Raw genomic sequence first — 24,111 nt, 5'->3', positions numbered from 1 at the left:
GAGACTTGATACTTTCGCTTGTGCACATCACTCCGAAGAGTCACATGCCGCTCGCCGCATCAAGTGCCCACACTTATCGACTGTGAATTGTTAAAGATCGCGTCGCTCAACCGCTCGCCGTCATCACTACCCCGGCTCACCGTCTTGCGTTGCTGCTCAAGCAGCAGAGAAGCGAGATTATGCAGCCCTTCTCGTACATCGTCAACTGGTTTTTGGCATCGCCTTGCTGCTATCCCAAAACCGGCCAACCCGCGCTGCACATCGACTTCCCAAGCTTCGCGCCGCGTTGCCGAATGCGCGAAAGGGCGCAATTCTAGGCCCCTTCTACGCACCTTGCAAGCGCTATGCGTGCACCGACGCTATCGGTGCTTGAAGACGGGTTTGCGCTTCTCGATGAACGCCGCCATTCCTTCCTTCTGATCTTCGGTTGCAAAAAGCGAATGGAACAATCGACGCTCGAAACGAACCCCTTCCGCAAGCGTCGTTTCATAGGCGCGATTCACCGATTCCTTGACCATCATGACGGCCGGCAGCGGGAACTCCGCGATAGTCGCCGCCGCCGCAATCGCTTCGTCGAGCAGCGTCGCGGCCGGCAACACCCGCGAGACAAGACCTGCCCGTTCCGCTTCGTCCGCATCCATGAACCGGGCGGTCAAGCACAGATCCATCGCTTTCGCCTTGGAAACCGCCCGCGGTAAGCGCTGCGTGCCGCCCGCACCCGGCATCACGCCGAGCTTTATCTCCGGCTGACCGAATTTCGCGCTGTCGGCCGCGAACACGATGTCGCACATCATCGCGAGCTCGCAGCCGCCGCCAAGCGCAAATCCCGCAACCGCCGCAAGGATCGGCTTGCGGATCGAGCTGATCGCCTCCCAGTTGCGCGTGATGTAGTCCCCTTTGTACACGTCCATATACGAGTACTTGGACATCATCCCGATATCGGCGCCCGCAGCGAACGCCTTCTCGCTGCCCGTCAGGACGATGGCTCCGATGCCGTCATCGGCCTCGAAAGCCCTGAGTGCCGTGCCGAGTTCGTCCATCAGCGCATCGTTGAGCGCATTGAGCGCCTTCGGACGGTTCAACGTTATGAGCCCGACGCGTCCCCGCGTCTCGACCAAGATGTTTTCGTATTCCATTTCACCTCCTATCTTTTCCATCCGGGAATCCCCAAAAAACGCCCGATATCGTCGCGCGAACGATGGTAACATTCGCAAACCAACCGGTCGGTCAATGAATGGCCGAACTGTCTCCTTCAACTTAGGCCCGCTCTGTCTCCGCCATGACACATCCACTTTTTGCGAAGCACGAAGACACGCTGAAGCACGCCCTTGCCGCTATCGAAACGCGCGGCTACTGGAGCCCTTTCGCGGAAATGCCGAGCCCCAGAGTGTACGGGGAAACGAGCAACGCAGAAGGCGAAGCAGCATTCAAAGCCCATCTTCACCGCACGTTCGAACTCGATCAACCGGCCACCGGCGAAACCGTGGGCGCCGAGGTATCGCCATACGGGTTTGCGCTCGATGTTCAGTATCCGAAGGCCAGTGCCGATACGCTCATCCCGGCAGCAACTGCGGCTCAAGACGCGTGGCGCCGCGCCGGCCGCGAGGCGTGGATAGGCGTAAGCCTCGAAATTCTCGCCCGGCTCAATCGCGCGAGCTTCGAGATCGCCTATAGCGTCATGCACACCACCGGGCAGGCTTTCATGATGGCCTTTCAGGCCGGTGGCCCGCATGCGCAGGATCGGGCGCTGGAAGCCATCGCCTACGCCTGGAACGAGTTGCGCCGCGTACCCACCGAGGCTCACTGGGAAAAGCCGCAGGGCAAGAATCCGCCCCTCGCGATGAAAAAGCACTATGCGATCGCACCGCGTGGCATCGGACTTGTCCTGGGCTGCTGCACGTTCCCGACGTGGAACGGCTACCCGGGGCTTTTCGCGGATCTCGCGACCGGCAACGCCGTCATCGTCAAACCTCATCCTGGCGCAATCCTTCCACTGGCCATTACCGTTCGCATCGCTCGCGAAGTGCTACGCGAGGCCGGTTTCGATCCCAACGTCGTGACGCTGCTCGCCACGGCGCCGAACGACGGCCCGCTGGTCCAGGCCCTCGCGGTACGGCCCGAAATCAAGCTCATCGATTTCACCGGCAGCACGCAAAACGGAACCTGGCTCGAACGTAACGCACACCAGGCGTACGTCTTTACCGAGAAGGCCGGCGTGAACCAGATCGTGATCGACTCCGTCGACGATCTGAAGGCCGCCGTGCGCAATATCGCGTTCTCGCTCGCGCTGTACTCCGGCCAGATGTGCACTGCGCCGCAAAACATCTACGTGCCACGCGACGGAATCCAGACATCCGAGGGACACCTGAGCTTCGACGACGTCGCACAGGCGCTCGCTTCCGCTGTCCAAAAGCTCGTCGCGGACCCAACGCGCGCCGTCGAGGTGCTCGGCGCTATCCAGAACGAGGGCGTCGCCCGCCGCATCGATGAAGCGCGCGCGCTCGGACGCGTCCTCGCGGATAGCATCGCGCTGGATCATCCCGCCTTTCCCGGCGCGCGCATACGCACGCCCCTGCTGGTGCAGCTCGACGCGTCCCGCGATCTCGCCACCGCCCGTAGCGAGTGGTTCGGCCCGGTCTCGTTCGTCATCGCGACCGACTCGACCCGCCATTCTCTGGAGCTCGCCAGCTCGATCGCTCGCGAGCATGGGGCACTGACACTGTCCGTCTACAGCACCGACGAGGCCGTGATCGACGCGGCACACGAAGCAGCGATCCACGGGGGAGTCGCACTGTCGATCAATCTGACCGGCGGCGTCTTCGTCAATCAATCGGCCGCCTTCTCGGATTTCCATGGAACGGGCGCCAACCCCGCAGCCAATGCTGCCCTGACGGATTCGGCGTTCGTTGCCAACCGATTTCGCGTCGTTCAAAGCCGTGTCCATGTTGCGCCGACCAACAGCGCAACGCCAGCTGGCCAAACGGCATAGGCCGAACGGTCGAGTGGCGCGCCACCGCGCGCGCCACTACGATGATTCGAACTTTCGCCTGCTCCGATGCAGGCGATTCTTCGCAGCAATAGGAACCAGCGATGCACGATGCCTTCATTTGCGATGCGATTCGCACTCCGTTCGGGCGCTACGGCGGCGCGCTGAAAGACGTCCGGGCCGATGACCTCGCGGCCGTTCCCATCCGAAGCATCGTGCAACGCAACGGTGGCATCGACTGGCGGGCGCTCGACGATGTCATCTACGGTTGCGCGAATCAGGCTGGGGAAGACAATCGCAACGTGGCGAGAATGGCAGCGCTGCTGGCGGGTTTGCCGATCGATGTCCCCGGCGCGACGTTGAACCGTTTATGCGGCTCCGGCATGGATGCGATCGGGACTGCGGCGCGTGCAATCAAAGCGGGCGAAGCACGACTGATGATCGCCGGTGGCGTGGAAAGCATGACTCGCGCGCCGTTCGTCATGGCAAAAGCATCCAGTGCATTTTCTCGTCAGGCGGAGATCCATGACACGACGATCGGTTGGCGCTTCGTGAACGCCGCGCTCAAGCGCGAGTACGGGATCGACTCCATGCCGGAAACCGCCGAGAACGTAGCGGCTCAATTCGAGGTGGGCCGGGCCGATCAAGACGCGTTCGCGCTGCGCAGCCAGCAAAAAGCCGCACGTGCCCAGCGCGACGGCACGCTCGCCGAGGAAATCGTCCCTGTCGCCATTCCACAAAAGAACGGCGAAACGGTTCATGTGACCCGTGACGAACATCCGCGAGAAACCTCGCTCGAAGCGCTCGCGAAACTGAGGGGTATCGTACGTCCCGATGGCACCGTCACGGCCGGAAACGCATCCGGCGTCAACGATGGCGCCTGTGCACTCTTGCTCGCCAACGCAGAAGCGGCCAAACAGTACGGCCTGCGTAGGCGCGCACGCATTCTCGGCATGGCGACAGCAGGCGTCGAACCGCGAATCATGGGCATCGGCCCCGCGCCGGCCGTCCAGACACTGCTGGCTCGCATCAATATGACGCTCGACGCCTTCGATGTCATCGAACTCAACGAAGCGTTCGCCGCACAGGGTCTGGCCGTGCTGCGCCTGCTCGGCCTTCCCGACGACGACCCACGCGTCAATCCGAACGGCGGTGCGATCGCATTGGGGCATCCACTCGGGGCGTCCGGCGCGAGGCTGGTCACGACCGCGCTCTACCAGCTGCAACGCGTATCGGGCAAATACGCGCTGTGCTGCATGTGCATCGGGGTCGGGCAAGGCATTGCGCTTGCCATCGAGCGGATCGAGAACGCGTAAGCACAGCCTCAGGAACATCAGCAATACCGAAACCGGTTTTGTCACGCACGCCAGCTCATCGATATCAAGCAGCCAGGAGACAACCGATGCTCAATGAAGCGATTCGCGTCGATATCGACGCCGCCTTGCAGGTCGCCACCGTGACACTCCACAGACCGGACAAGCTCAATAGTTTCACTCGAGCAATGCACGCCCAACTGCGCGCGGCGCTCGACAACGTCGAATCCTCCGGCGCGCGTGCGCTCGTATTGACCGGTGCGGGGCGCGGCTTTTGCGCTGGCCAGGATCTCGCCGATCTGAGCTTCGAGCCGGGCGCGATGACCGATCTCGGCGCACTCATCGACGAAAACTTCAATCCGCTCGTGAGGCGTCTGCAGACCCTCCCTTTACCTGTGATCGCGGCAGTCAACGGTATCGCCGCCGGCGCGGGAGCAAATCTGGCACTCGCCTGCGATATCACCCTCGCGGCCCGCTCGAGCAGCTTCGTCCAATCGTTCGTCAAGATTGGCCTCATTCCGGATTCAGGTGGCACCGCGTTGCTGCCACAGCGCATCGGCATGGCGCGCGCACTGGGCCTCGCGCTGACCGGAGACAAGCTCAGCGCCGAGGACGCCGAGCGGTGGGGACTCATCTGGCAGGTCGTCGACGATCAACAACTGATGGAAACTGCAACGAGCTTAGCCGGCCGGCTTGCTCAGCAGCCCACGCGAGCCATCGCCGCGATCAAGCGCGCGATGCGTGCGAGTACGACGCAAACGCTCGATCGGCAGCTTGATCTCGAGCGTGACTTGCAGCGCGAACTGGGTGCCTCGCGCGACTATGCGGAAGGTGTCGCCGCATTTATCGAAAAGCGGGCGCCACGTTTCGAGGGACGCTGATATGTCTGAAGCCCATCCTCCCGCCCATGCCGAAAACCTCTGTGGCGACGAACTCGCGCGCGCCGTCGCCGCGGCGATGTATCGGGCCGATGCATGCTCCCGCGCGCTCGGCTTCGAGTTGCTCGAGGTACGCGCCGGCTATGCACGAATGCGCGCGACGGTGCGGCCCGACTTTCTCAACGGCCACGATATCTGTCACGGCGGTCTCATTTTCACGCTCGCGGATTCAACTTTCGCATTTGCCTGCAATTCGTACAACGTGAATACCGTCGCCTCCGGCTGTTCGATCGAATTCCTGCGCCCGGTCCATGGCGGCGATGTGTTGATCGCCGAAGCCATCGAGCAAACGCTGAATGGACGCACCGGAATCTATGACATTCGTGTAACCAATCGCGCCGGCGAAACGGTGGCGATGTTCAGAGGCAAGTCCACTCAAATTCGTGGGAGTGTCATCGCGGGGAGTTGACGTGCAGTCTTCGCCAATCGCAAACAGCTGAAACATGACGGGACACACGGCGAACGTGGGAACCCGCAACACGGGAGATGGAGACATTCATGGATACCGCTTTGCCGCTCGAATCGATCGAGACCGCCAGCCGTGACGAACTGGCGAACCTGCAGCTCGAACGCCTTAAATGGTCGCTCAACCATGCCTACGAAAACTCGCCGGTATATCGGCGCAAGTTCGATGAGGCTGGCGTACACCCCGACGAGTTGACCACGCTAGCCGACCTCGCACGCTTCCCGTTCACGAAGAAGAGCGACCTTCGCGAGAACTATCCGTTCGGCATGTTCGCTGTTCCGCAGGACCGTATCGCGCGCATCCATGCCTCATCGGGTACGACGGGCAAGCCCACGGTCGTCGGGTATACCGCTCGCGACATCGACACCTGGGCCGGCCTCGTGGCGCGCTCGATCCGCGCCGCAGGTGCGCGACGCGGCGACAAAGTCCACGTCAGCTACGGATACGGGCTGTTCACGGGCGGATTGGGCGCTCACTACGGCGCGGAGCGGGCAGGATTGACGGTGATCCCGTTCGGGGGCGGACAGACTGAGAAACAGGTGCAGCTAATTCGTGATTTTCAGCCCGACATCATCATGGTGACGCCAAGCTACATGCTTGCTCTTGCCGACGAATTCGAACGTCAAGGCCTGGACCCCGCGCAATCGTCGCTGCGCGTCGGCATATTTGGCGCGGAGCCATGGACGAACGAGATGCGTCTCGTACTGGAACAGCGCATGGGTATCGATGCGGTGGACATCTACGGGCTTTCGGAAGTCATCGGTCCGGGTGTCGCGTCCGAGTGCGCCGAGACGAAAGACGGCCCGACGATCTGGGAAGACCACTTCTATCCGGAGATCGTCGACCCTGAAACGGGTGCAGTACTACCGGACGGCGAGTTCGGCGAGCTCGTATTTACTTCGCTGACGAAAGAGGCCTTGCCGATCGTCCGGTATCGGACAGGCGATCTGACGCGCCTTTTGCCGGGTACCGCGCGCACGATGCGGCGCATGGAAAAAATCACGGGCCGCTGCGACGACATGATGATCGTGCGCGGCGTCAACGTATTTCCCACCCAGATCGAGGAGTTGCTGCTCAAGCAACGCGCACTGGCGCCGCACTACCAGATCGTTCTGACGAAGGACGGCCCGCTCGACGTCATGACGCTGAACGTCGAGCCGTCCCCCGAAGCCAGTGCAAATACAGCGGCACTCGATGCGGCACGCTCGGCCCTCAGCTACGACATCAAGGCGCTGATCGGCATTTCGGCGTTCGTCAATCTGTTACCGGTTGGCGGCATCGAACGTTCTGTCGGAAAAGCGCGCCGCGTCGTGGATAAACGCCGGTCCGGCAATTGAAGACCGGGCGACGTCACCAGGCGACCTTCACTCGCTACGAGTTCGGCAGCAGCAGCCACATGCGTCCGCTCTGCTTCATCTTGCCCGCGAGATCCCCGGCGTCGTCTCCGAGGCCCCAGAAATAATCGGCCCGGACACCGCCTTTGATCGCCGTTCCGACATCCTGCGCGAAAACGAGCCGGTTCATCGGTGCGTTCGTCATCGGCCGCGTGGTCTGCAAGAACACCGCCGTGCCGAGCGGAATGGAAGCGGGATCGACGGCGATCGAGCGCTGCGGCGTCAGCGGCACGCCAAGCGCGCCCACCGGGCCTTTGTCCTGCCCCGCGAGCGCCGGATCGGGCAACGGCATCTCGCGGAAGAATACGAAACGCGGGTTGGTATCGAGCAGCGCGTCGACGCGCGACGGATTTGCGCGCGCCCACGCCTTGATGCCTTGCATCGTCGCCTGCGAAGGCGTCAATTCACCGTGATCGAGCAGCCACCGGCCGATCGATTTGTAAGGTTGATTGTTGCTTCCGCCGAAACCGACCCGCATCACGCTGCCGTCGTCGAGCACAACGCGCCCCGAGCCTTGCACCTGCAGAAAAAACGCTTCGATCGGATCGTCTACCCAGACGAGTTCGTTGCCCGACAACGCGCCCGAGCGCTCCAACTCGGCGCGCGGTGGTAGCGCCGCCCCGGGGCGATAGGCTGCCGGCCAACGATAGAGCGGGAACTGATAGGCTGCGCGGCGCACCCGCGAGCCGTGCAACAGCGGCTCGTAATATCCTGTCACGAGGCCATCGAGCGTGCCGTCGCCGTTCGCGAATTGAAAGGGTGTGAAATAGGTTTCGAAGAAAGTGCGGGTGCCGGCGACATCGAGATCGTCGAGGTGCGCTGCTGCTGAGCAAGCAGGCTTCCAGCGGGGCTCACGCCCGAGGCGCGCGCAGTTTTCGCGTAGCGCCTCGCCCGCGCCGATCAGCGAATCGTCCTCCCAACCCGGGACTTGTTGCCACGCAACAGGCGTCAGACGGGCAGACGCAAGTTGCCCCGAAACGACGGGTGTCGAAGCCGGCGCCGTCGCGCTCGGGCGCAGGACGCCGTTGCCGCCGCAAGCGGACAGCAGCACCGCGCAGGCTGCCGCCAGGGCGCGACCAGCCGCCCTCAGATCGATGCGCATACGTTTGCTCATTGTTCGATGAAGTCTTGTGCCCGGACTTGCGTGGCGATCGTATCGCCGGGGCCTGGCGCATTGCACGCCCGGGCGCTCCCGTGCCCGTTCAATGCAGCGTGCGCGGCATCTGGAGCGTGAATTCGGGCACCGGGGCCTCGAAACGCTCCCCGTCTTCCGCCACGCAGAAGTACTCGCCACGCATCGTGCCGACAGGGGTCCCAATGACGGCCCAGCTCGTGTACTCGAATTGCTCGCCGGGCTGCAGCAATGGCTGATGACCGACGACGCCCAAGCCCTTGACCTCCTGGACCTGCGCATCGCTGTCGGTAATGATCCAATGGCGTGCGATCAGTTGCGCCGGCACTTGACCGATATTGCGAATCGTCAGCGTGTAAGCGAACGCGTATTGACGGTGCTCCGGGTCCGACTGCTCCGGCAGATAACGCGTCTGCGCCGCCACGCTGAATTGATACTGGCTCATCGTGATTCAGGTTCCATCGTTTTGTTCTGATAAGAAGCCGAAAGGAGACGCCACGTCATGCGACGTTCGCGCTCTATTTCGGATGGCATTCTGCGCGATGGCGCCCTCGCCCGCAACCGAGCAATGATCGGCCAGCCACATAGCAACGCGCGGTAAAATGCCCCTTTCCCTGCCGCCGCCCGCCGACAATGAGGATTGACGCGCCATGACGCAATTCCGTATCGCCCCCAGCATTCTGTCGGCTGATTTCGCCCGGCTGGGCGAAGAAGTCAGCCAGGTCGTCGCCGCCGGCGCCGACTGGATTCACTTCGACGTGATGGATAACCATTACGTCCCGAATCTGACCATCGGCCCGCTCGTATGCGAAGCCATCCGCCCGCACGTCCAGGTGCCGATCGACGTGCATTTGATGGTACGCCCGGTTGATCGCATCGTGCCTGATTTCGCGAAAGCCGGTGCGAATCTCATCAGTTTCCACCCGGAAGCGTCCGAGCACATCGATCGTACGCTCTCGCTGATCCGCGATCACGGATGCCAGGCCGGTCTCGTGTTCAACCCTGCCACACCGCTCAATTATCTCGACCACGTGATGGACCGCGTGGACCTGGTGCTCATCATGTCGGTGAACCCGGGCTTCGGCGGCCAGTCGTTCATTCCCGAAGCGCTGAACAAGCTGCGCGCCGCGCGTGCGCGCATCGACGCGTACCGCGAGCAGACAGGTCGGCAGATTCATCTGGAAATCGATGGCGGCGTGAAGGTGGATAACATCGCGCAAATTGCGCGCGCGGGTGCCGATACCTTCGTCGCGGGCTCGGCAATATTCGGCAAACCCGATTATCGTGCCGTCATCGATGAAATGCGCCGTCAGCTCGCCACGACGGAGGCGCTCCCGTCATGAGTTCCGCGCTTCCCAACCAAGCGGCGCCGCGCTTCTCGAGCCTGCGCCTAAGAGCCGCCGTCGTCGACCTCGACGGCACGATGGTCGATACGGCGGACGACTTCACCTTCTGCATCAACGGCATGTTGACCGAGATCGGCGCGGCCCCGCCGGTCACGCGTGACGAAGTCGTCGGTTATGTCGGCAAAGGCTCCGAGCATTTGATCCGCAGCGTGCTCGCCGCGCGGTTTTCGCCGCAAGAGACCGAAGGCCGTTTCGAGACGGCGCTGGCCTGCTATCAGACCCACTATGCGCAGATCAACGGACGCCACACCCAGCTCTATCCCGATGTCGAACGCGGTCTCGCCGCGTTGCACGATGCGGGGCTCAAATTGGCCTGCGTGACGAACAAGCCGCGCCGGTTCGCCGTCGCGTTGCTCGAGCAACATGGGCTCGCGAAGTATTTCTCGATCATCTTCGGCGGCGACAGCCTGCCTCGCAAAAAACCCGATCCGGCGCCGATGCTCGCGGCGTGTGCCGCGCTCGGCGTTGCACCGTCCGAGGCGGTGGCGATCGGCGACTCTGAAAACGACGCGCTCGCCGGACGCGCAGCCGGCATGGCAACGCTCACGGTGCCGTACGGGTACAACCACGGCAAGGCTATACAAACGATAAATTCCGATGGTATAGTCGGCACGTTGCTTGCAGCCGCGACGGCGATCGTCCGCCATCACGCGAATCTAGAGGCAAGCACTCCATCATCGACGACATAGTTATCACCTCATGTTTCTGAGCAAAAAACGGAGTCTGAGCAGCATCGACCGGGGAGCTTGGCCCTGGCGTCGCTGGTCGCACTGACCTCTCTCCGAGGTATGCTGGGCGCGATGCCCAGTACCGTTTTTGCTTTGCCGCGCAGCCACGCTCCCATTGCCGCATCGCCCGGATCGTTTCGGGCCGAAGTGACTTCCGAGTCGCCGCCCGGGCTCGCGGTCCAACGGTTTGCCGTGCGCTTCGCGCCGCACCCATGCAATGCCGACGCGCCGCTCATACGAACAGGATCGGAACATGACCGAACTCGAATTCAAGTCCCTTGCAAGCGAGGGCTATAACCGCATCCCGCTGATCGCCGAAGCGCTGGCCGATCTCGAGACTCCGCTCTCGCTCTATCTGAAGCTCGCTCAGGCCGAGCGCGGCGGCGCGAACTCGTTCCTGCTCGAATCCGTTGTCGGCGGCGAGCGGTTCGGTCGGTACTCGTTCATCGGGCTGCCCGCGCGCACACTTGTGCGCACCGTCAGCGGCAAGACCGAAGTCGTGCGTGACGGCGAGGTCGTCGAGACACACGAGGGCGACCCGTTCGATTTCATCGATCAGTTCCAGGCCCGCTTCAAGGTGGCGCATACGAGCGGCCTGCCGCGCTTTTGCGGGGGGCTGGCCGGGTATTTCGGCTACGACGCCGTCCGCTATATCGAAAAGAAGCTGGCGCATTCGGCGCCGCGCGACGATCTCGGCCTTCCCGATATCCAACTGCTGCTGACCGAAGAGCTCGCGGTCATCGACAACCTCGCAGGCAAGCTCTATCTGATCGTCTACGCCGATCCGTCGACGCCGGAAGCGTACACGCGCGGCAAGCAGCGTCTGCGCGAGTTGCGTCACCGTTTGCGCGCGACCGTTCAACCGCCGGTTACAACGCCCAGCGTGCGCACCGACATTTACCGCGAATTCGCGCGCGAGGACTACCTCGCAGCAGTCCGGCGCGCAAAGGAATACATCGCCGCCGGCGAGCTCATGCAAGTCCAGGTCGGCCAGCGGCTCATCAAGCCCTACCGTGACAACCCGCTCTCGCTTTACCGGGCGCTGCGTTCGCTGAATCCGTCGCCGTACATGTATTTCTATAACTTCGGCGACTTCCAGGTCATCGGCGCCTCGCCCGAGATCCTCGTTCGGCAGGAAAAGCGCGGCGACGATCGAATCGTGACGATCCGACCGCTCGCCGGGACGCGTCCGCGCGGCAATACGCCCGAGCGCGATGCGGAACTGGCCACGGAGCTCTTGAACGACCCGAAAGAAATCGCCGAACACGTGATGTTGATCGATCTCGCCCGCAACGATGTGGGCCGCATCGCACAGACGGGCTCGGTGGCCGTGACCGACAAGATGGTCATCGAAAAGTACTCGCACGTGCAGCATATCGTGAGCTCCGTCGAAGGCCGGCTCAAACCCGGCGTGACGAATTTCGACGTTCTGCGCGCGACTTTCCCGGCAGGCACGCTCTCGGGAGCACCGAAGGTGCGCTCGATGGAACTCATCGACGAACTGGAACCGGTCAAGCGCGGCCTCTATGGCGGCGCGGTGGGCTATCTTTCCTTCACGGGCGAGATGGATCTGGCCATTGCCATTCGGACGGGCATCGTTCACAACGGCAATTTGTATGTGCAGGCGGCGGCAGGCGTCGTTGCCGACTCCGTTCCCGAGTCGGAATGGCAAGAGACGGAAAACAAGGCGCGCGCCGTGTTGCGCGCGGCGGAGCAGGTGCAAGACGGCCTCGATGCCGACTTCTGAGCGGAGAAAGACCATGCTGCTGATGATCGATAACTACGATTCGTTCACCTATAACCTCGTCCAGTACTTCGGCGAGCTCGGCGAAGATGTGCGCACCTACCGTAACGACGAAATCACGCTCGACGAGATCGCGTCGCTGAACCCCGACGCCATTTGCCTTTCCCCGGGGCCGAGCAATCCGCAGCACGCCGGCATCACGCTCGACGTCCTGCGGCGTTTCTCAGGCGCCAAGCCGATTCTGGGTGTCTGCCTCGGACATCAGGCCATCGGCGAAGCATTCGGCGGCCGCGTCGTGCGCGCGAAGACGATCATGCATGGCAAGGTGAGCCGGATCGAGACCGACACCAAGGGCGTATTCGCCGACCTGCCTAAGCATTTCACGGTAACGCGCTATCACTCGCTCGCGATCGAGCGCGATACACTGCCCGATTGCCTCGAAGTGTCGGCGTGGACCGACGACGGCGAGATCATGGGTGTCCGTCATAAGGAGCTGCTCGTCGAAGGCGTACAGTTTCATCCCGAATCGATCCTTTCCGAGCACGGCCACGCGTTGCTCGAGAACTTCCTCAAGATGGCGCAGGCCAGCCGGACGGTCGCCGTCTAGCCGTGTACGACCTCGGAACCCGTTACGCCGGCGAAAACAAGGACGAGATCATGACGATCACCCCGCAAGAAGCGCTGCAGCGCACGATCGAGCACCGCGAGATCTTCCATGACGAAATGCTGCATCTGATGCGGCTCATCATGCGGGGCGATCTGTCGCCCGTGATGGCGGCGGCGATCATCACCGGCCTGCGCGTGAAGAAAGAAACGATCGGCGAAATCGCGGCGGCGGCAACGGTCATGCGCGAATTCGCGAAGCACGTGGAAGTGGCGGACAACTCGAATTTCGTCGATATCGTCGGCACGGGTGGCGACGGCGCGAACACCTTCAATATTTCGACGGCCACCATGTTCGTCGCGGCCGGCGCCGGTGCCAAGGTCGCCAAGCATGGCGGGCGCAGCGTATCGAGCAAGTCGGGCAGTGCCGACGTGCTCGAAGCACTCGGCGTCAACATCGACCTGCAGCCCGAAGAAGTCGCCGCCTCGATCGAGGAGACGGGCATGGGCTTCATGTTCGCACCGAACCATCATCCGGCGATGAAAAATATCGCTCCGGTACGACGCGAACTCGGCGTGAGAACGATCTTCAACATTCTCGGCCCGCTCACCAATCCAGCCGGCGCACCGAATCAACTGATGGGCGTCTTCCATCCCGACCTCGTCGGTATCCAGGTCCGCGTCATGCAGCGGCTCGGCGCGCAGCACGTGCTCGTCGTCTACGGCAAGGACGGTATGGACGAGGTCTCGCTCGGTGCGGCCACGCTCGTCGGCGAATTGCGCAACGGCGAAATCCACGAGTACGAGATTCACCCCGAGGACTTCGGCATGCAGATGGTGTCCAACCGGACGCTGAAGGTGAGCGATGCGGCGGAGTCGAAGAAACTGCTGATCGAAGCGCTCGAGAACCGCCCGGGCGTCGCGCGCGAGATCGTCACGCTAAACGCCGGCACCGCGCTATATGCCGCGAACGTTGCCGCCTCGATTGCCGATGGTATTCAGCTCGCTCGCGAAGCGATTGCATCGGGCCGCGCCCGCGCCAAAGTGGACGAACTGGCCCGCTTCACGCAGCAATTTGCGCGCTGAGGTTGAGCGCGATACCGAACGAAGAACATCAGACATCCACATTTGCCATGAGCGATATTCTCCAACGCATCATCGCGGTCAAGCATGAAGAGGTGGCGGCGGCGCAACTGAGCGCCCCGCTCGAAGCGCTGCGGCTCGAGGCATCGGCCCGCGACCTGCGCGATTTCGTCGGGGCATTGCGCGCCAAGCATGCGGCCGGGCAGCCGGCGGTCATCGCCGAAGTGAAAAAGGCAAGCCCCTCGAAAGGCGTGCTGCGGGAGCACTTCGTGCCCGCCGATATCGCGCGTTCGTACGCGCGCGGCGGCGCTGCATGCCTGTCCGTGCTGACCGACGTGCGCTTTTTTCAGGGCAGCGTCGCCTACCTCGAACAGGCGCGCGCCGCTTGCGAGCTGCCCGTGCTGCGCAAGGACTTCATCGTCGATCCCTATCAGATCGTCGAAGCGCGCGCGATGGGCGCCGACGCCATCCTGTTGATCGCCGCGGCACTGTCGACGCAGCAAATGCAGGACCTCGAAGCGCTCGCCCATTCGCTGGGTCTCGCAGTGCTCGTCGAAGTGCACGACGAGGCCGAGCTCGCCGAGGCGCTGACATTGAAGACGCCGCTCATCGGCATCAACAACCGCAATCTGCGCACGTTCGAGACATCGATCGATACGACGCTGAACATGCTCGAGAGCGTGCCCGACGACCGCATCGTCGTCACCGAGTCGGGGATCCTCGGGCGCACGGACGTCGAGCGCATGCGCGAACGTTCGGTACATACGTTCCTCGTCGGTGAAGCGTTCATGCGCGCCGAAGACCCGGGCGCGGAACTCGCGCGCATGTTCTTCTGATGTATTCCTGCGCCGCGCCGCCCGCGGCCATTCGATCCCTATGGGTATAGAACGCGAAATCAAGCTGGCACTGCCACCCGATCAAGCCCCGGCAGCCGAGCGTTACTTCGTCGAGCAGACCGGAGAAGCCGGCCGCGACCTGCCGCTCGAAAATATCTACTTCGATACGCCGGCGCTCGCGCTGACCCAGGCAAGGATTGCGCTCAGGCTGCGCAAGACGCCAAGTGGCTGGCTGCAGACGCTGAAAGCCGCCGGGACAGCGAGGGAAGGCCTGCATAGCCGCCATGAATGGGAAACGCCCGTGTCCGGTGCCTCGCTCGAAACCGATGTGCTCGCCGGGGTCTGCGACGACGCGCAAGCGCGCGCCGTGCTGCGATGCGCCGAGCCGGAACTCGTCGCACTCTTCCGGACGACGTTCGTCCGGCGCCTGTGGCGCATGGCCGTTGCCGGCGCGGTGATCGAGGCGGCCATCGATCGCGGCGAAGTCACCGCGGAAGTCGACGGCGTTGTCCGACGCGCCCCCATCAGCGAGGTCGAACTCGAACTGATCGACGGCGACGAATCCGCGCTTGCTTCATTCGCAGCCAAGCTATCCGCGAACGTGCCGGGCCTAGTGCCCGAGAATGTCAACAAAGCGCAGCGCGGGTACGCTTTGCGAGCGGGCGGCTGACAGCCGATGGCCCGCGCACGCTCCCCCCATACTTCCGATTCGGCGCAAGCGTCACTCTTCGACGTCCCCGCCGCACCGCCCGCGATTTCGCAGCCCGGTTTGAACGCGCCGCTCGAGGCGCAGTTCGATGCGCTACCGAACGAGTGGCTCGAACACCTCAGGCCTTTCATTGAAAGCGAAGCCTATGAGCCGCTCTGCCGCTTCGTCGACGCTCAACTCGCCTCGGGCAAAACGGTCTATCCGGCTGACGTATTTAGAGCATTGCGGCTCACCCGCCCCGACGATGTCAAGGTTGTCATCGTCGGACAAGACCCTTATCACGGCGACGACGGCGGGCACCCGCAGGCCCACGGGCTCGCCTTCTCCGTGCCGGAACCGGTGCGGCCGCCGCCTTCACTGCGCAACATCTTCAAGGAAATCGCTGCCGATCTCGGTTGCGACATGCCGCGTCGGGGGTGCCTCGACGCATGGGCCAAGCAGGGCGTGCTGCTATTGAACACGGTGCTGACAGTCGAGCGTGGAAAAGCCGCCAGCCATGCCAAACGTGGCTGGGAGCAATGCACCGATACGCTGATTCATGAGCTCGCGCATCGGCACGAGGGGCTGGTGTTCATGCTGTGGGGTGCGCACGCGCAGGCCAAACGGGCGCTGCTCGACGCAAGACCGCATTGCGTGCTCGAAGCGCCGCACCCCTCGCCGCTTTCGGCCCATCGCGGCTTTCTCGGCTGCCGCCACTTCTCGCTTGCGAACGAATATCTGACCGCACACGGCCGCCAGCCGATCGACTGGCAGCTTCACGACGAGGCGTAACACCATTCCGCACTTGCGCTTATTGCCCTGGTCGACGGGGGTCGCTGGGCTGTCGCGCGGTGGGGCGGCGAACTTGCGCCCCGCCCCACCGCGTCTTTGCGGTCTCAGGCGGCTGCAGCAATCGCTTCGCGGGCGCTGGCCAGTCCGGCGTTTGCCGCATCGGGGCCCATGTTCATCCCTTCGGCATAGATGAAGCTAACGTCAGTGATACCGATGAAGCCGAGAAATGTTTGAATATGCGGCGCCTGGCTGTCGGCCGGCGTACCGGCGTACTTGCCGCCGCGAGCCGAGACGATAAACGCACGCTTTCCTTTCACGAGACCCTCGGGACCGTTCTCCGTATAGCGGAAGGTCACACCGGCACGCGCAATCCAGTCGAAATAAGCCTTGAGCTGCGACGACACACCGAAGTTGTACATCGGAGCGCCGATGACGATGATGTCGGCGGCCTGCAGCTCGGCGATCAGCGCATCGCTGCGCGCGACGATCGCGGCCTGCTCGGGCGTGCGCTGCTCGACCGGCGTGAAAAAGGCGCCGAGAACCGAATCGTCGAGGTGCGGCAATGCGTTGGCGAGCAAGTCGCGCACGACGACCTTCGCTCCGGGGTTGGCGCTGCGCAGTTTTTCCGTCAGTTCGGTAGCGAGCAGCGTCGAGTTCGCGCCTTGCGAACGAGCGGCCGAATTCAGTTGCAGGATCGTGGTCATCTTGGGCTCCGTCTATTGAGTTGCGCGTTTGCAGCGCGAGTGGGGCCATTGTGTTTTCTTTGCGGCGCTTCAGAAAGTAGGGGCGCGGCGACGCATCGTTGCACCAGCGGGACAATCAACCGATGCCGGCTCCGCCATCAGGCGCAACCGCTTCGTCGCGAGGCACGCAATTTCGGCATGCACGCTTTACTGGGGCCGGCGCCAATATATCGTCCGAAAAAAATCGCACTCGACATCTGTGCCCGATTGATTCCCCGCAAACACGACGTGACGACGAAATTTCATTTTATCGCTGGGCTGCCCCGTTCGGGCTCGACGCTGCTTGCCGCCCTGCTCAGACAGAACCCGCGCTTTCATGCAGCAATGAGTAGCCCACTTGCTCGCATGACGTCGTCGTTGCTCGTCGAGATGGGCGGCGAAGACGGACCGCTGGTGCCGAAGGATAAACGGCGCCATGTGCTTCGCCGTCTGTTCGATGCGTTCTATGCACAGGAGTGCGAAACACGGGAAGTCGTGTTCGACACGAATCGTGGCTGGGGAGCGAGGTTGCCGCTGCTCGTCGAGCTATTCGGCACGGTGCGGATGATCTGCATGGTGCGCAGCGTCGCGAGCGTCGTCGACAGCTTCGAGACGCTCGTGCGGCGCAACGTTTTCGACCGCTCCGGGCTTTTTCAGGACGAAACCGAACGCGCGACGGTTTATTCGCGAGCCGACGCCTTGCTGCTGCCGAACCGGACAGTCGGCTATGCGCTGGCGTCGCTGAAGGATGCTTTCTATGGCGCACATGCGGATGCGCTGCTCGTGGTCGAATACGATCATCTCGTCAAATTCCCTCGCCAAACGCTGTCATTGATCTATCGGTTTCTCGGCGAGGAACCCTTCGATCACCGGTTCGATTCGCTCGAATATGACGAACCGGCGTTCGATGCAGGTCTCGCCACGCCGGGCCTGCATTTCGTCAAGAAAACGGTTAAAGCCGAAGCGCGGCCAACCGTGCTGCCACCCGATCTCTACGACCGTCTTGCCCAACTCGATTTCTGGCGGCAGGCCACCTACAGCGAAGCCCACGTCATTCGCTCATCTTCGCCATCGAGCGAGTCCGACGCAGACACCCGGCTAATGATTGCCCCCGCCCTCGCCGCTGGTCGCGGTGCAGGCTCGCCGTCCGCCAGCCCCCTTCTCGTTTGAGAGCCGCGCTTCGACGAGCCCCCGAACGATTGCAGAGTCTTTTCGCGATGACGTCTTCCCGACAGAACGGAGCGTGCAACGCGCATGCGCCGCTGCCCGCTTCCGAGTGCCCCCATGCCACGGATCAATTCCCCCCGCGAACAATCTGGTTGACGGGGCTGTCCGGTGCAGGCAAATCCACGCTGGCCTCGCACATAGTGGACCGCCTGCGGCGAGCCGGACGCGCCTGTCACGTGCTCGACGGTGACCTGCTGCGCGAGGGCCTGAGCAACGATCTGGGTTTCGGACGCGACGACCGTCGCGAACAAGTCCGCCGTACTGCTCATGTCGCCAGGATATTGAACGAAGCCGGGACAATCGCCGTGGTGGCGCTGGTGTCGCCCTACCGGGCGGACCGGGAGATGGCGCGCACGATCATCGGCAGCAACACGATGTACGAGGTGTGGGTCAGCACGCCGCTGGACGTGTGTGCAGCACGCGATCCCAAGGGCTTGTACCGACGAGCGAACGACGGGGTCGTGCCGGGCATGACGGGTATCGCCTCTCCGTATGAACCGCCCGAAGCCGGCGCGTTGCGAATCGATACGAGCCAGTTGGACATTTTGACCTGCGTACAGAGGATCCTCGGCGCGATCGGCCTGAGCGGATGCGCAAACAAGGATAAAGAAGATGCCTGCCGCTAACGTTCCGCACGTCTCGTTCGTCCCCGACGGCTCGCATACTTCCGACTGTGCAACTGTCGACACCCTTCCCGTTCCCGGCCAAACGGTGACCGCGCTCTTCGAGAGACAGGCCGCGCGGCAGCCGGACGCCCTCGCCGTCGTGTGTGGCGAACTGCATCTGTCATACGCCGAGTTGAACGCCCGCGCCAACCGCCTCGCCCATCACCTGCTCTCCCTCGGCCTGTCCGTAGAGGATCGCGTCGCCGTCGCGCTGCGCCGCTCTGCGGACCTGCCCGTAGCCATGCTCGCCTGCTTCAAGGCCGGCGCCACCTACCTGCCCCTCGACCCCGACTATCCGAGCGCGCGCATCGCCTTCATCCTCGGCGATGCCCGCCCCGCCCTGCTCATCACCGAGCACGAGCTCGCCCCGAGCCTGCCCGGCGCCGAGCTGCCACGCCTGCTCATCGATACGCCCGACACCGTCGCCGCGCTCAGCCGCGCGAGCGCCTCCAATCCGAGCGACGAGCGCACCGGCCCCACCCTGGGCGCCGACCACGCCGCTTACCTGATCTATACCTCCGGCTCCTCCGGACAGCCCAAGGGCGTGCTCGTCACCCACCGCGGCCTGCCTCGCCTCGTGCGCACCCATATGCAGCGCTGCGGCCTCGGACCCGGCTCGCGCGTGCTGCAGTTCGCCTCCCCCGGGTTCGATGCCGCCGTCTCCGAGGTGCTGCGCCCGCTGCTGTGCGGCGCCACCTCGGTCATCTCCCACGCCCACGCCCTCGTTCCCGGCGAACCCCTCGCCGAGCTCGTGCTGCGCGAGCGCATCACCCATCTGACGCTGCCCCCCGCCGCACTCGCTGTCATGCCTGCGCACAGCTTGCGTCAGTTGCACTATCTGATCGTCGCCGGCGAGGCCGTCCCTCCCGCGCTCGTCGAGCGATGGGCCGGCTCGCTGCGCCTCGTCAATGCCTACGGGCCCACCGAGTCCACCGTGCTCGCCACGCTCAGCGCACCGCTGTCCGCCGCCTCCGGCGTCACCATCGGCACGCCCGCCGACGGCACCCGGATCCACATCGTCGACGCACGGCTGCAGCCAGTGCCGCCCGGCATCGCCGGCGAAATCTGCATCGCCGGCGACGGCCTCGCACGCGGCTACCTGAACCGTCCCGGCCTGAGCGCCGAGCGCTTCGTCGCCAACCCGTTCGGCCCGCCCGGCTCGCGACTGTACCGCTCCGGCGACCTCGGCCGATGGCGCCACGACGGCACCATCGAGTTCCTCGGCCGACTCGACCAGCAGCTCAAGATCCGCGGCTTTCGCATCGAGCCCGGCGAGATCGAGGATGTGCTCGGCCGCCATCCGGCCGTCACGCAGGCCATCGTCTCGGTCCATGGAGACGACGAGCATCGCCGGCTCGTCGCGCATGTCGCCGTCGCGAAGATCGCCGATGCCGCGGATTCCACAGCCAGGCCCGATCCGGCCGCGCTGCGCCGCCATGTCGCCGCACATCTGCCCGACTACATGGTCCCCGCGGCCGTCGTCATCCTCGACGCCTTGCCCCTCACCCCCAACGGCAAGGTCGATCGCCGCGCACTGCCCGCGCCCGATGCGGCCGCCTACGCGCGCGCCGATTGGCTCGCCCCACAGGGCGACGCCGAAACCCGGCTCGCCGGCCTGTGGCGCAACCTGCTCGGCCTCGCGCGCGTCGGGCGTCGCGATCACTTCTTCGATCTCGGCGGCCACTCACTGCTGGCCGTGCGGATGGTCGCTCGACTGCGCGACACGTTCGGCGTCGAGATCGCCGTGCGCGACGTCTTCGCTGTGGCGCGGCAGTCTTCGCCCATCCCACGCTCGACGCGCTCGCGCGACACATCCAGCAGGCCGGGCACGCGCCGCGGCTGGACCTGCCCCCGCTGCTACGCGCCAGCCCGCGCCCCGACCCGCTTCCGATGTCGTTCGCTCAGCAGCGGCTGTGGTTCCTCGCGCAGATGGAAGGCGCGAGCCGCGCATATCACATTCCATTCGGCATCCAGCTGCGAGGCCGCCTCGACCGTGATGCGCTCGTCCGCGCGCTGGAGCGCATCGTGTCGCGGCACGCTGCGCTGCGCACGACGTTCGGCACGGTCGACGGCGTGCCCATGCAATGGATCGCACCAACCAGCGCTACCAGCTTCATGCTGCGCGACGACGATCTGCGGAATCTTGTCGACAGCGAAGACCGCAACGCTCTCCAGCTTGAGCTCGATCGCTTGATCGTGGCCGAACAGGACCTACCGTTCGATCTGAAACGCGGCCCAGTGATCCGCGGCCGGCTGATTCGGCAGGCCGACGACCTACATACGCTGCTCGTCACCGTCCATCACATCGTTGCCGACGGCTGGTCGATGGGCATCCTGCTGCGCGAACTCGGCACGCTCTACGGAGCGTTCGCGCGTGCGGACGACGACCCGCTGCCACCGCTCATGCACGACTACGCGGACTACAGCCTCTGGCAACGGCAGACTCTCACCACCGATACGATCGCCCGCCAGGCCAAGTACTGGAAGACCACGCTAGCCGGCGCGCCGGTGCTGCTCGATCTGCCGACGGATCGACAACGCCCGCCGCAGCGCGACCATCGGGGCGCGTCCGTCCGCTTGTCGCTCGACGCATCGCTCACGGCCGGCCTCAATGTGCTCGCGGCCCGTCATCGAACGACACTGTTCATGACGGTGTTGACAGGCTGGGCGATCCTGCTGTCGAAACTCTCGCGACAGCAGGACCTGGTCATCGGCACGCCGGTCGCGAACCGCCTGCTTGCGGACACGGAGACGATGATCGGCTGCTTCGTCAACACGCTTGCGTTGCGGATCGATCTGCACGGCGCGCCCAGCGTCGCGCAATTGCTCGGCGACGTCAGGGACCGTGTGCTCGCCGCGCAACAGCATCAGGACATTCCGTTCGAGCAGGTCGTCGAACTTTGCGCGCCGCGCCGCAGCCTCGCGATCACCCCGCTGTTCCAGGCAATGTTTGCTTGGGACAACACGCCGCGCGATACGTTGACGCTGCCGGGACTCGTCACGCACGCGCTGCCTTCAACTGCGCACACCACCGCGAAGTTCGATCTCACACTGTCGCTGCGGGAATCGGGTGGCCACGTCGACGGCGGCCTCGAATATGCGACGGCGCTTTTCGACCGGGCCACCGTCGAAGGGTTCGCCGGCTATCTGCGTGTGCTGTTGCAAGCGATGGTGGACGACGACGGCCGAACGGTCGACAGTCTGCCGCTCATCGAGCCCGCCGCTCCCTCGCCCGCGCGCCTTCCCGAAGCGCCGTCTGCGCCGCTCTCCACATTGCCGCCGCTGTTTGAGCGACACGCCGCACGCGCGCCCGATGCGATCGCGCTCGCGCACGACGCACAAACGTTGACCTATGCTGCACTGAACCGTCGAGCCAATCGCCTCGCGCGTACGCTCGTCGACGACGGCGTCGGACCGGGACAGGTCGTTGCCGTCGCGCTGCCGCGCGGATTCGATCTGATCGTTGCGCTGCTTGCGATCCTGAAATCCGGCGCCGCATATCTGCCGCTCGATCCCGACTACCCGGACGAGCGTCTCGCCTTCATGATCGACGACACGCAACCCGCCGCATTGATCGCGCATACCGCGGCAGCGGAGCGGCTGAGCGTACGCGGCACGCGTATCGCGCTCGACGAACCGCGCACGCAGGCACGCGTGAGCGGCATGCGCGACACCGATCTGACCGACGCGGACCGGATCCGGCCGGCCCGACCTTCCGACCCGGCGTACATCATCTACACCTCCGGCTCGACCGGTAGGCCCAAGGGCGTCGTCGTCGAACATTGCAACGTCGTTCGGCTTCTCGCCGTCACCGAGAGCGAGTTCGGCTTCGACCGCACCGACGTGTGGACGCTCTTTCACTCCTTCGCGTTCGATTTCTCGGTCTGGGAAATCTGGGGCGCGCTTGCGTACGGTGGCAAGCTCGTCATCGTACCGCCGCTCACCGCCCGCTCGCCGCGCGACTTCTACGCGCTGCTATGTCGCGAACGGGTGACTGTCCTGAACCAGACCCCGAGCGCGTTCTACCCGCTGATCGCCGAGGCGGCAAACAGCGCGACGGAACACCGGCTGCGCGCAATCGTGTTCGGCGGCGAGGCGCTCGAGCTGCGCAAGCTCGCCGGGTGGATCGCGCACAACGATCCGGCGCACACGCGGCTCGTCAACATGTATGGGATCACCGAAATCACCGTTCATGCGACCTGCTATACCATCGGGCGTGCCGACATCGAAAGCGGCGGAGGCAGCCGCATCGGTCGCCCGCTCGCCGACCTGCAGATCCATCTGCTCGACGGCGCGTTGCAACCCGTTCCGCAAGGCGTGCTCGGCGAGCTCTACATTGGGGGGCCAGGCCTCGCTCGCGGCTACCTGAACCGCCCGGCCCTCACGGCTGCACGCTTCGTCGCCAATCCGTACGGCGCACCCGGCAGCCGTCTATACAAGACCGGAGATGTCGGCAGACAGCTCCCGGACGGCTCGCTCGTATTCGCCGGCCGCAACGACGATCAGGTCAAGATCCGCGGCTTTCGCATCGAGATCGGGGAAATCGAGGCCCGGCTCGCCGGCGCGCCGAGCGTGCGCGAAGCCGCGGTACTCGCGCGGGACACAGGCGCGGGCGACCGGCAACTGGTCGCCTATGTCGTCCCGGACCCAGGGCACGTACTCGATATCGCGCAGTTGCGTGCCCATCTCGCGAGCACGCTGGCCGACTACATGGTGCCGTCCGCCTACGTCGCGCTCGACGCGCTGCCGCTCACCGTCAACGGCAAACTCGACCGCAAGGCGCTACCCGCGCCGAGCCGCGACGCGTCGACGAGCCGAGGCTACGAAGCGCCCGCGAACGACACCGAAGCGGCGCTGGCCGACCTGTGGTCCGACGTGCTGGAGCGCGGGCCCATCGGCCGCCACGACCATTTCTTCGAACTCGGCGGGCACTCGCTCTCCGCCGTCCGGCTGTTGTCCCGCATCCGCGACGCGATGCAGCTCGAGGTGCCGCTCGCCGAGCTGTTCAGCCATCCAACGCTGGCCGGCTTCGCCGCGGCGGTCGCGCACGCGCAACGCGCGACGCCAACGGCGATCGTGCCGGTCGATCGCGATGGGCCGCTCGCGCTGTCGTTCGCCGAGGAGTGGCTGTGGCTGGCTGCGCAAATCGAAGGCGCGAGCCACGCGTATCACGTGCCGTTCGGCTATACACTGCACGGCTCGCTCGACCGCGCAGCGCTCGCCATCGCGCTGAGCCGTCTCGTCGCCCGTCATGAGGCGCTTTGTGGCGCGACAATCTGGATGAGAGACGCGCGACAAACAAGATGAGAATGTCGCGGCGAGGTTGATGATGCCGATGTTGATTGACGCTGACAAGCGTTTGTTGATTGACGCTCGGCGCATGTTGCA

The 24,111-nt window shown here is 64.2% G+C and carries 20 protein-coding genes and 1 pseudogene; 17 read left to right on the top strand and 4 right to left on the bottom strand.

Annotated elements, in window-relative coordinates; genetic code table 11:
* Nucleotides 1-359: 359 nt before the first annotated feature.
* Entirely contained in the window at nucleotides 360-1,136 is a 777-nt protein-coding gene (locus GWC77_RS24050; RefSeq protein WP_173261028.1) for an enoyl-CoA hydratase, read from the bottom strand.
* Between the two features lie 143 nt (nucleotides 1,137-1,279).
* Here GWC77_RS24050 and paaN point away from each other — a divergent pair, with 143 nt between their 5' ends.
* From paaN to paaK, 5 genes are all read left to right on the top strand, one after another.
* A complete protein-coding gene (gene paaN / locus GWC77_RS24045; RefSeq protein WP_173261026.1) occupies nucleotides 1,280-2,989 on the top strand; it encodes a phenylacetic acid degradation protein PaaN in 1,710 nt (569 codons plus the stop codon).
* A 101-nt stretch (nucleotides 2,990-3,090) separates the two neighbouring features.
* Nucleotides 3,091-4,302, top strand: coding sequence for a 3-oxoadipyl-CoA thiolase (gene pcaF, locus GWC77_RS24040; RefSeq protein WP_173261024.1), 1,212 nt, complete (start codon nucleotides 3,091-3,093; stop codon nucleotides 4,300-4,302).
* An 86-nt stretch (nucleotides 4,303-4,388) separates the two neighbouring features.
* Nucleotides 4,389-5,180, top strand: a complete 792-nt coding sequence (gene paaG, locus GWC77_RS24035; RefSeq protein ID WP_173261022.1) for a 2-(1,2-epoxy-1,2-dihydrophenyl)acetyl-CoA isomerase PaaG — start codon at nucleotides 4,389-4,391, stop codon at nucleotides 5,178-5,180.
* Between the two features lies 1 nt (nucleotide 5,181).
* Nucleotides 5,182-5,646, top strand: a complete 465-nt coding sequence (paaI, locus tag GWC77_RS24030) for a hydroxyphenylacetyl-CoA thioesterase PaaI (protein WP_173261020.1) — start codon at nucleotides 5,182-5,184, stop codon at nucleotides 5,644-5,646.
* An 89-nt stretch (nucleotides 5,647-5,735) separates the two neighbouring features.
* On the top strand, nucleotides 5,736-7,040 hold the full coding sequence (gene paaK, locus GWC77_RS24025; protein WP_173261018.1) for a phenylacetate--CoA ligase PaaK: 1,305 nt from the start codon (nucleotides 5,736-5,738) through the stop codon (nucleotides 7,038-7,040).
* A 34-nt stretch (nucleotides 7,041-7,074) separates the two neighbouring features.
* On the opposite strand, the gene GWC77_RS24020 is transcribed toward paaK, so the two are convergent.
* Nucleotides 7,075-8,211, bottom strand: a complete 1,137-nt coding sequence (locus GWC77_RS24020) for a murein transglycosylase A (protein WP_254367133.1) — start codon at nucleotides 8,209-8,211, stop codon at nucleotides 7,075-7,077.
* Nucleotides 8,212-8,299: 88 nt separating this feature from the next.
* Nucleotides 8,300-8,674, bottom strand: coding sequence for a Co2+/Mg2+ efflux protein ApaG (gene apaG, locus GWC77_RS24015; RefSeq protein WP_173261016.1), 375 nt, complete (start codon nucleotides 8,672-8,674; stop codon nucleotides 8,300-8,302).
* Nucleotides 8,675-8,879: 205 nt separating this feature from the next.
* On the opposite strand from apaG, the gene rpe reads away from it, so the two are divergent.
* From rpe to GWC77_RS23975, 8 genes are all read left to right on the top strand, one after another.
* The gene (rpe, locus tag GWC77_RS24010; RefSeq protein ID WP_173261014.1) at nucleotides 8,880-9,572 is read left to right on the top strand and encodes a ribulose-phosphate 3-epimerase; all 693 of its coding nucleotides are present in this window, start codon (nucleotides 8,880-8,882) and stop codon (nucleotides 9,570-9,572) included.
* Nucleotides 9,569-10,324: a phosphoglycolate phosphatase gene (locus GWC77_RS24005; protein ID WP_173261012.1), complete on the top strand. Its 756-nt coding sequence runs from the start codon at nucleotides 9,569-9,571 to the stop codon at nucleotides 10,322-10,324. Before rpe ends, GWC77_RS24005 begins: the two co-directional genes overlap by 4 nt.
* A 292-nt stretch (nucleotides 10,325-10,616) precedes the next feature.
* Nucleotides 10,617-12,110: an anthranilate synthase component I gene (gene trpE, locus GWC77_RS24000; RefSeq protein ID WP_173261010.1), complete on the top strand. Its 1,494-nt coding sequence runs from the start codon at nucleotides 10,617-10,619 to the stop codon at nucleotides 12,108-12,110.
* Nucleotides 12,111-12,123: 13 nt separating this feature from the next.
* Entirely contained in the window at nucleotides 12,124-12,714 is a 591-nt protein-coding gene (locus GWC77_RS23995; protein WP_173261008.1) for an aminodeoxychorismate/anthranilate synthase component II, read from the top strand.
* Between the two features lie 50 nt (nucleotides 12,715-12,764).
* The gene (gene trpD, locus GWC77_RS23990) at nucleotides 12,765-13,796 is read left to right on the top strand and encodes an anthranilate phosphoribosyltransferase (RefSeq protein ID WP_173261006.1); all 1,032 of its coding nucleotides are present in this window, start codon (nucleotides 12,765-12,767) and stop codon (nucleotides 13,794-13,796) included.
* A 47-nt stretch (nucleotides 13,797-13,843) separates the two neighbouring features.
* A complete protein-coding gene (gene trpC, locus GWC77_RS23985) occupies nucleotides 13,844-14,629 on the top strand; it encodes an indole-3-glycerol phosphate synthase TrpC (RefSeq protein WP_173261003.1) in 786 nt (261 codons plus the stop codon).
* A gap of 40 nt (nucleotides 14,630-14,669) precedes the next feature.
* On the top strand, nucleotides 14,670-15,299 hold the full coding sequence (locus GWC77_RS23980) for a CYTH domain-containing protein (RefSeq protein ID WP_173261001.1): 630 nt from the start codon (nucleotides 14,670-14,672) through the stop codon (nucleotides 15,297-15,299).
* 6 nt (nucleotides 15,300-15,305) lie between these two features.
* Nucleotides 15,306-16,109, top strand: coding sequence for a uracil-DNA glycosylase (locus GWC77_RS23975; RefSeq protein WP_173260999.1), 804 nt, complete (start codon nucleotides 15,306-15,308; stop codon nucleotides 16,107-16,109).
* A 104-nt stretch (nucleotides 16,110-16,213) separates the two neighbouring features.
* On the opposite strand, the gene GWC77_RS23970 is transcribed toward GWC77_RS23975, so the two are convergent.
* Nucleotides 16,214-16,813: an FMN-dependent NADH-azoreductase gene (locus GWC77_RS23970; RefSeq protein WP_173260997.1), complete on the bottom strand. Its 600-nt coding sequence runs from the start codon at nucleotides 16,811-16,813 to the stop codon at nucleotides 16,214-16,216.
* Between the two features lie 267 nt (nucleotides 16,814-17,080).
* Between GWC77_RS23970 and GWC77_RS23965 the strand changes: the two genes are divergently transcribed.
* The 4 genes and pseudogenes from GWC77_RS23965 (at nucleotide 17,081) to GWC77_RS23955 (ending at nucleotide 24,030) form a co-directional block, all read left to right on the top strand.
* Complete coding sequence (locus tag GWC77_RS23965) at nucleotides 17,081-18,001, top strand: sulfotransferase (protein WP_173260995.1); 921 nt, start codon at nucleotides 17,081-17,083, stop codon at nucleotides 17,999-18,001.
* 47 nt (nucleotides 18,002-18,048) lie between these two features.
* Nucleotides 18,049-18,684 (top strand): adenylyl-sulfate kinase, encoded by a 636-nt coding sequence (cysC, locus tag GWC77_RS23960; protein WP_173261030.1) that lies wholly within the window; start codon nucleotides 18,049-18,051, stop codon nucleotides 18,682-18,684.
* Nucleotides 18,671-20,425, top strand: a pseudogene (locus tag GWC77_RS29745) (amino acid adenylation domain-containing protein); the annotation flags it as partial. The gene cysC and the pseudogene GWC77_RS29745, both read left to right, overlap by 14 nt.
* Before the next feature lie 188 nt (nucleotides 20,426-20,613).
* Entirely contained in the window at nucleotides 20,614-24,030 is a 3,417-nt protein-coding gene (locus tag GWC77_RS23955) for an amino acid adenylation domain-containing protein (RefSeq protein WP_367949093.1), read from the top strand.
* Nucleotides 24,031-24,111 lie beyond the last annotated feature (81 nt).

Origin of the sequence: Paraburkholderia sp. NMBU_R16 (assembly GCF_013282575.1) — a bacterium.
Taxonomy (GTDB): domain Bacteria; phylum Pseudomonadota; class Gammaproteobacteria; order Burkholderiales; family Burkholderiaceae; genus Trinickia.
The sequence above is the reverse complement of the archived record's forward strand: the minus strand, read 5'-3'. Positions and strand labels throughout refer to the sequence as shown.

Excerpts from the sequence above, each read along its gene's own strand:
- GWC77_RS24050 (WP_173261028.1), bottom strand. The coding sequence starts at position 1,136 with ATGGAATACGAAAACATCTTGGTCGAGACGCGGGGACGCGTCGGGCTC.
- paaN (WP_173261026.1), top strand. The coding sequence starts at position 1,280 with ATGACACATCCACTTTTTGCGAAGCACGAAGACACGCTGAAGCACGCC.
- pcaF (WP_173261024.1), top strand. The coding sequence starts at position 3,091 with ATGCACGATGCCTTCATTTGCGATGCGATTCGCACTCCGTTCGGGCGC.
- paaG (WP_173261022.1), top strand. The coding sequence starts at position 4,389 with ATGCTCAATGAAGCGATTCGCGTCGATATCGACGCCGCCTTGCAGGTC.
- paaI (WP_173261020.1), top strand. The coding sequence starts at position 5,182 with ATGTCTGAAGCCCATCCTCCCGCCCATGCCGAAAACCTCTGTGGCGAC.
- paaK (WP_173261018.1), top strand. The coding sequence starts at position 5,736 with ATGGATACCGCTTTGCCGCTCGAATCGATCGAGACCGCCAGCCGTGAC.
- GWC77_RS24020 (WP_254367133.1), bottom strand. The coding sequence starts at position 8,211 with ATGAGCAAACGTATGCGCATCGATCTGAGGGCGGCTGGTCGCGCCCTG.
- apaG (WP_173261016.1), bottom strand. The coding sequence starts at position 8,674 with ATGAGCCAGTATCAATTCAGCGTGGCGGCGCAGACGCGTTATCTGCCG.
- rpe (WP_173261014.1), top strand. The coding sequence starts at position 8,880 with ATGACGCAATTCCGTATCGCCCCCAGCATTCTGTCGGCTGATTTCGCC.
- GWC77_RS24005 (WP_173261012.1), top strand. The coding sequence starts at position 9,569 with ATGAGTTCCGCGCTTCCCAACCAAGCGGCGCCGCGCTTCTCGAGCCTG.
- trpE (WP_173261010.1), top strand. The coding sequence starts at position 10,617 with ATGACCGAACTCGAATTCAAGTCCCTTGCAAGCGAGGGCTATAACCGC.
- GWC77_RS23995 (WP_173261008.1), top strand. The coding sequence starts at position 12,124 with ATGCTGCTGATGATCGATAACTACGATTCGTTCACCTATAACCTCGTC.
- trpD (WP_173261006.1), top strand. The coding sequence starts at position 12,765 with ATGACGATCACCCCGCAAGAAGCGCTGCAGCGCACGATCGAGCACCGC.
- trpC (WP_173261003.1), top strand. The coding sequence starts at position 13,844 with ATGAGCGATATTCTCCAACGCATCATCGCGGTCAAGCATGAAGAGGTG.
- GWC77_RS23980 (WP_173261001.1), top strand. The coding sequence starts at position 14,670 with ATGGGTATAGAACGCGAAATCAAGCTGGCACTGCCACCCGATCAAGCC.
- GWC77_RS23975 (WP_173260999.1), top strand. The coding sequence starts at position 15,306 with ATGGCCCGCGCACGCTCCCCCCATACTTCCGATTCGGCGCAAGCGTCA.
- GWC77_RS23970 (WP_173260997.1), bottom strand. The coding sequence starts at position 16,813 with ATGACCACGATCCTGCAACTGAATTCGGCCGCTCGTTCGCAAGGCGCG.
- cysC (WP_173261030.1), top strand. The coding sequence starts at position 18,049 with ATGACGTCTTCCCGACAGAACGGAGCGTGCAACGCGCATGCGCCGCTG.
- GWC77_RS23955 (WP_367949093.1), top strand. The coding sequence starts at position 20,614 with ATGTCGTTCGCTCAGCAGCGGCTGTGGTTCCTCGCGCAGATGGAAGGC.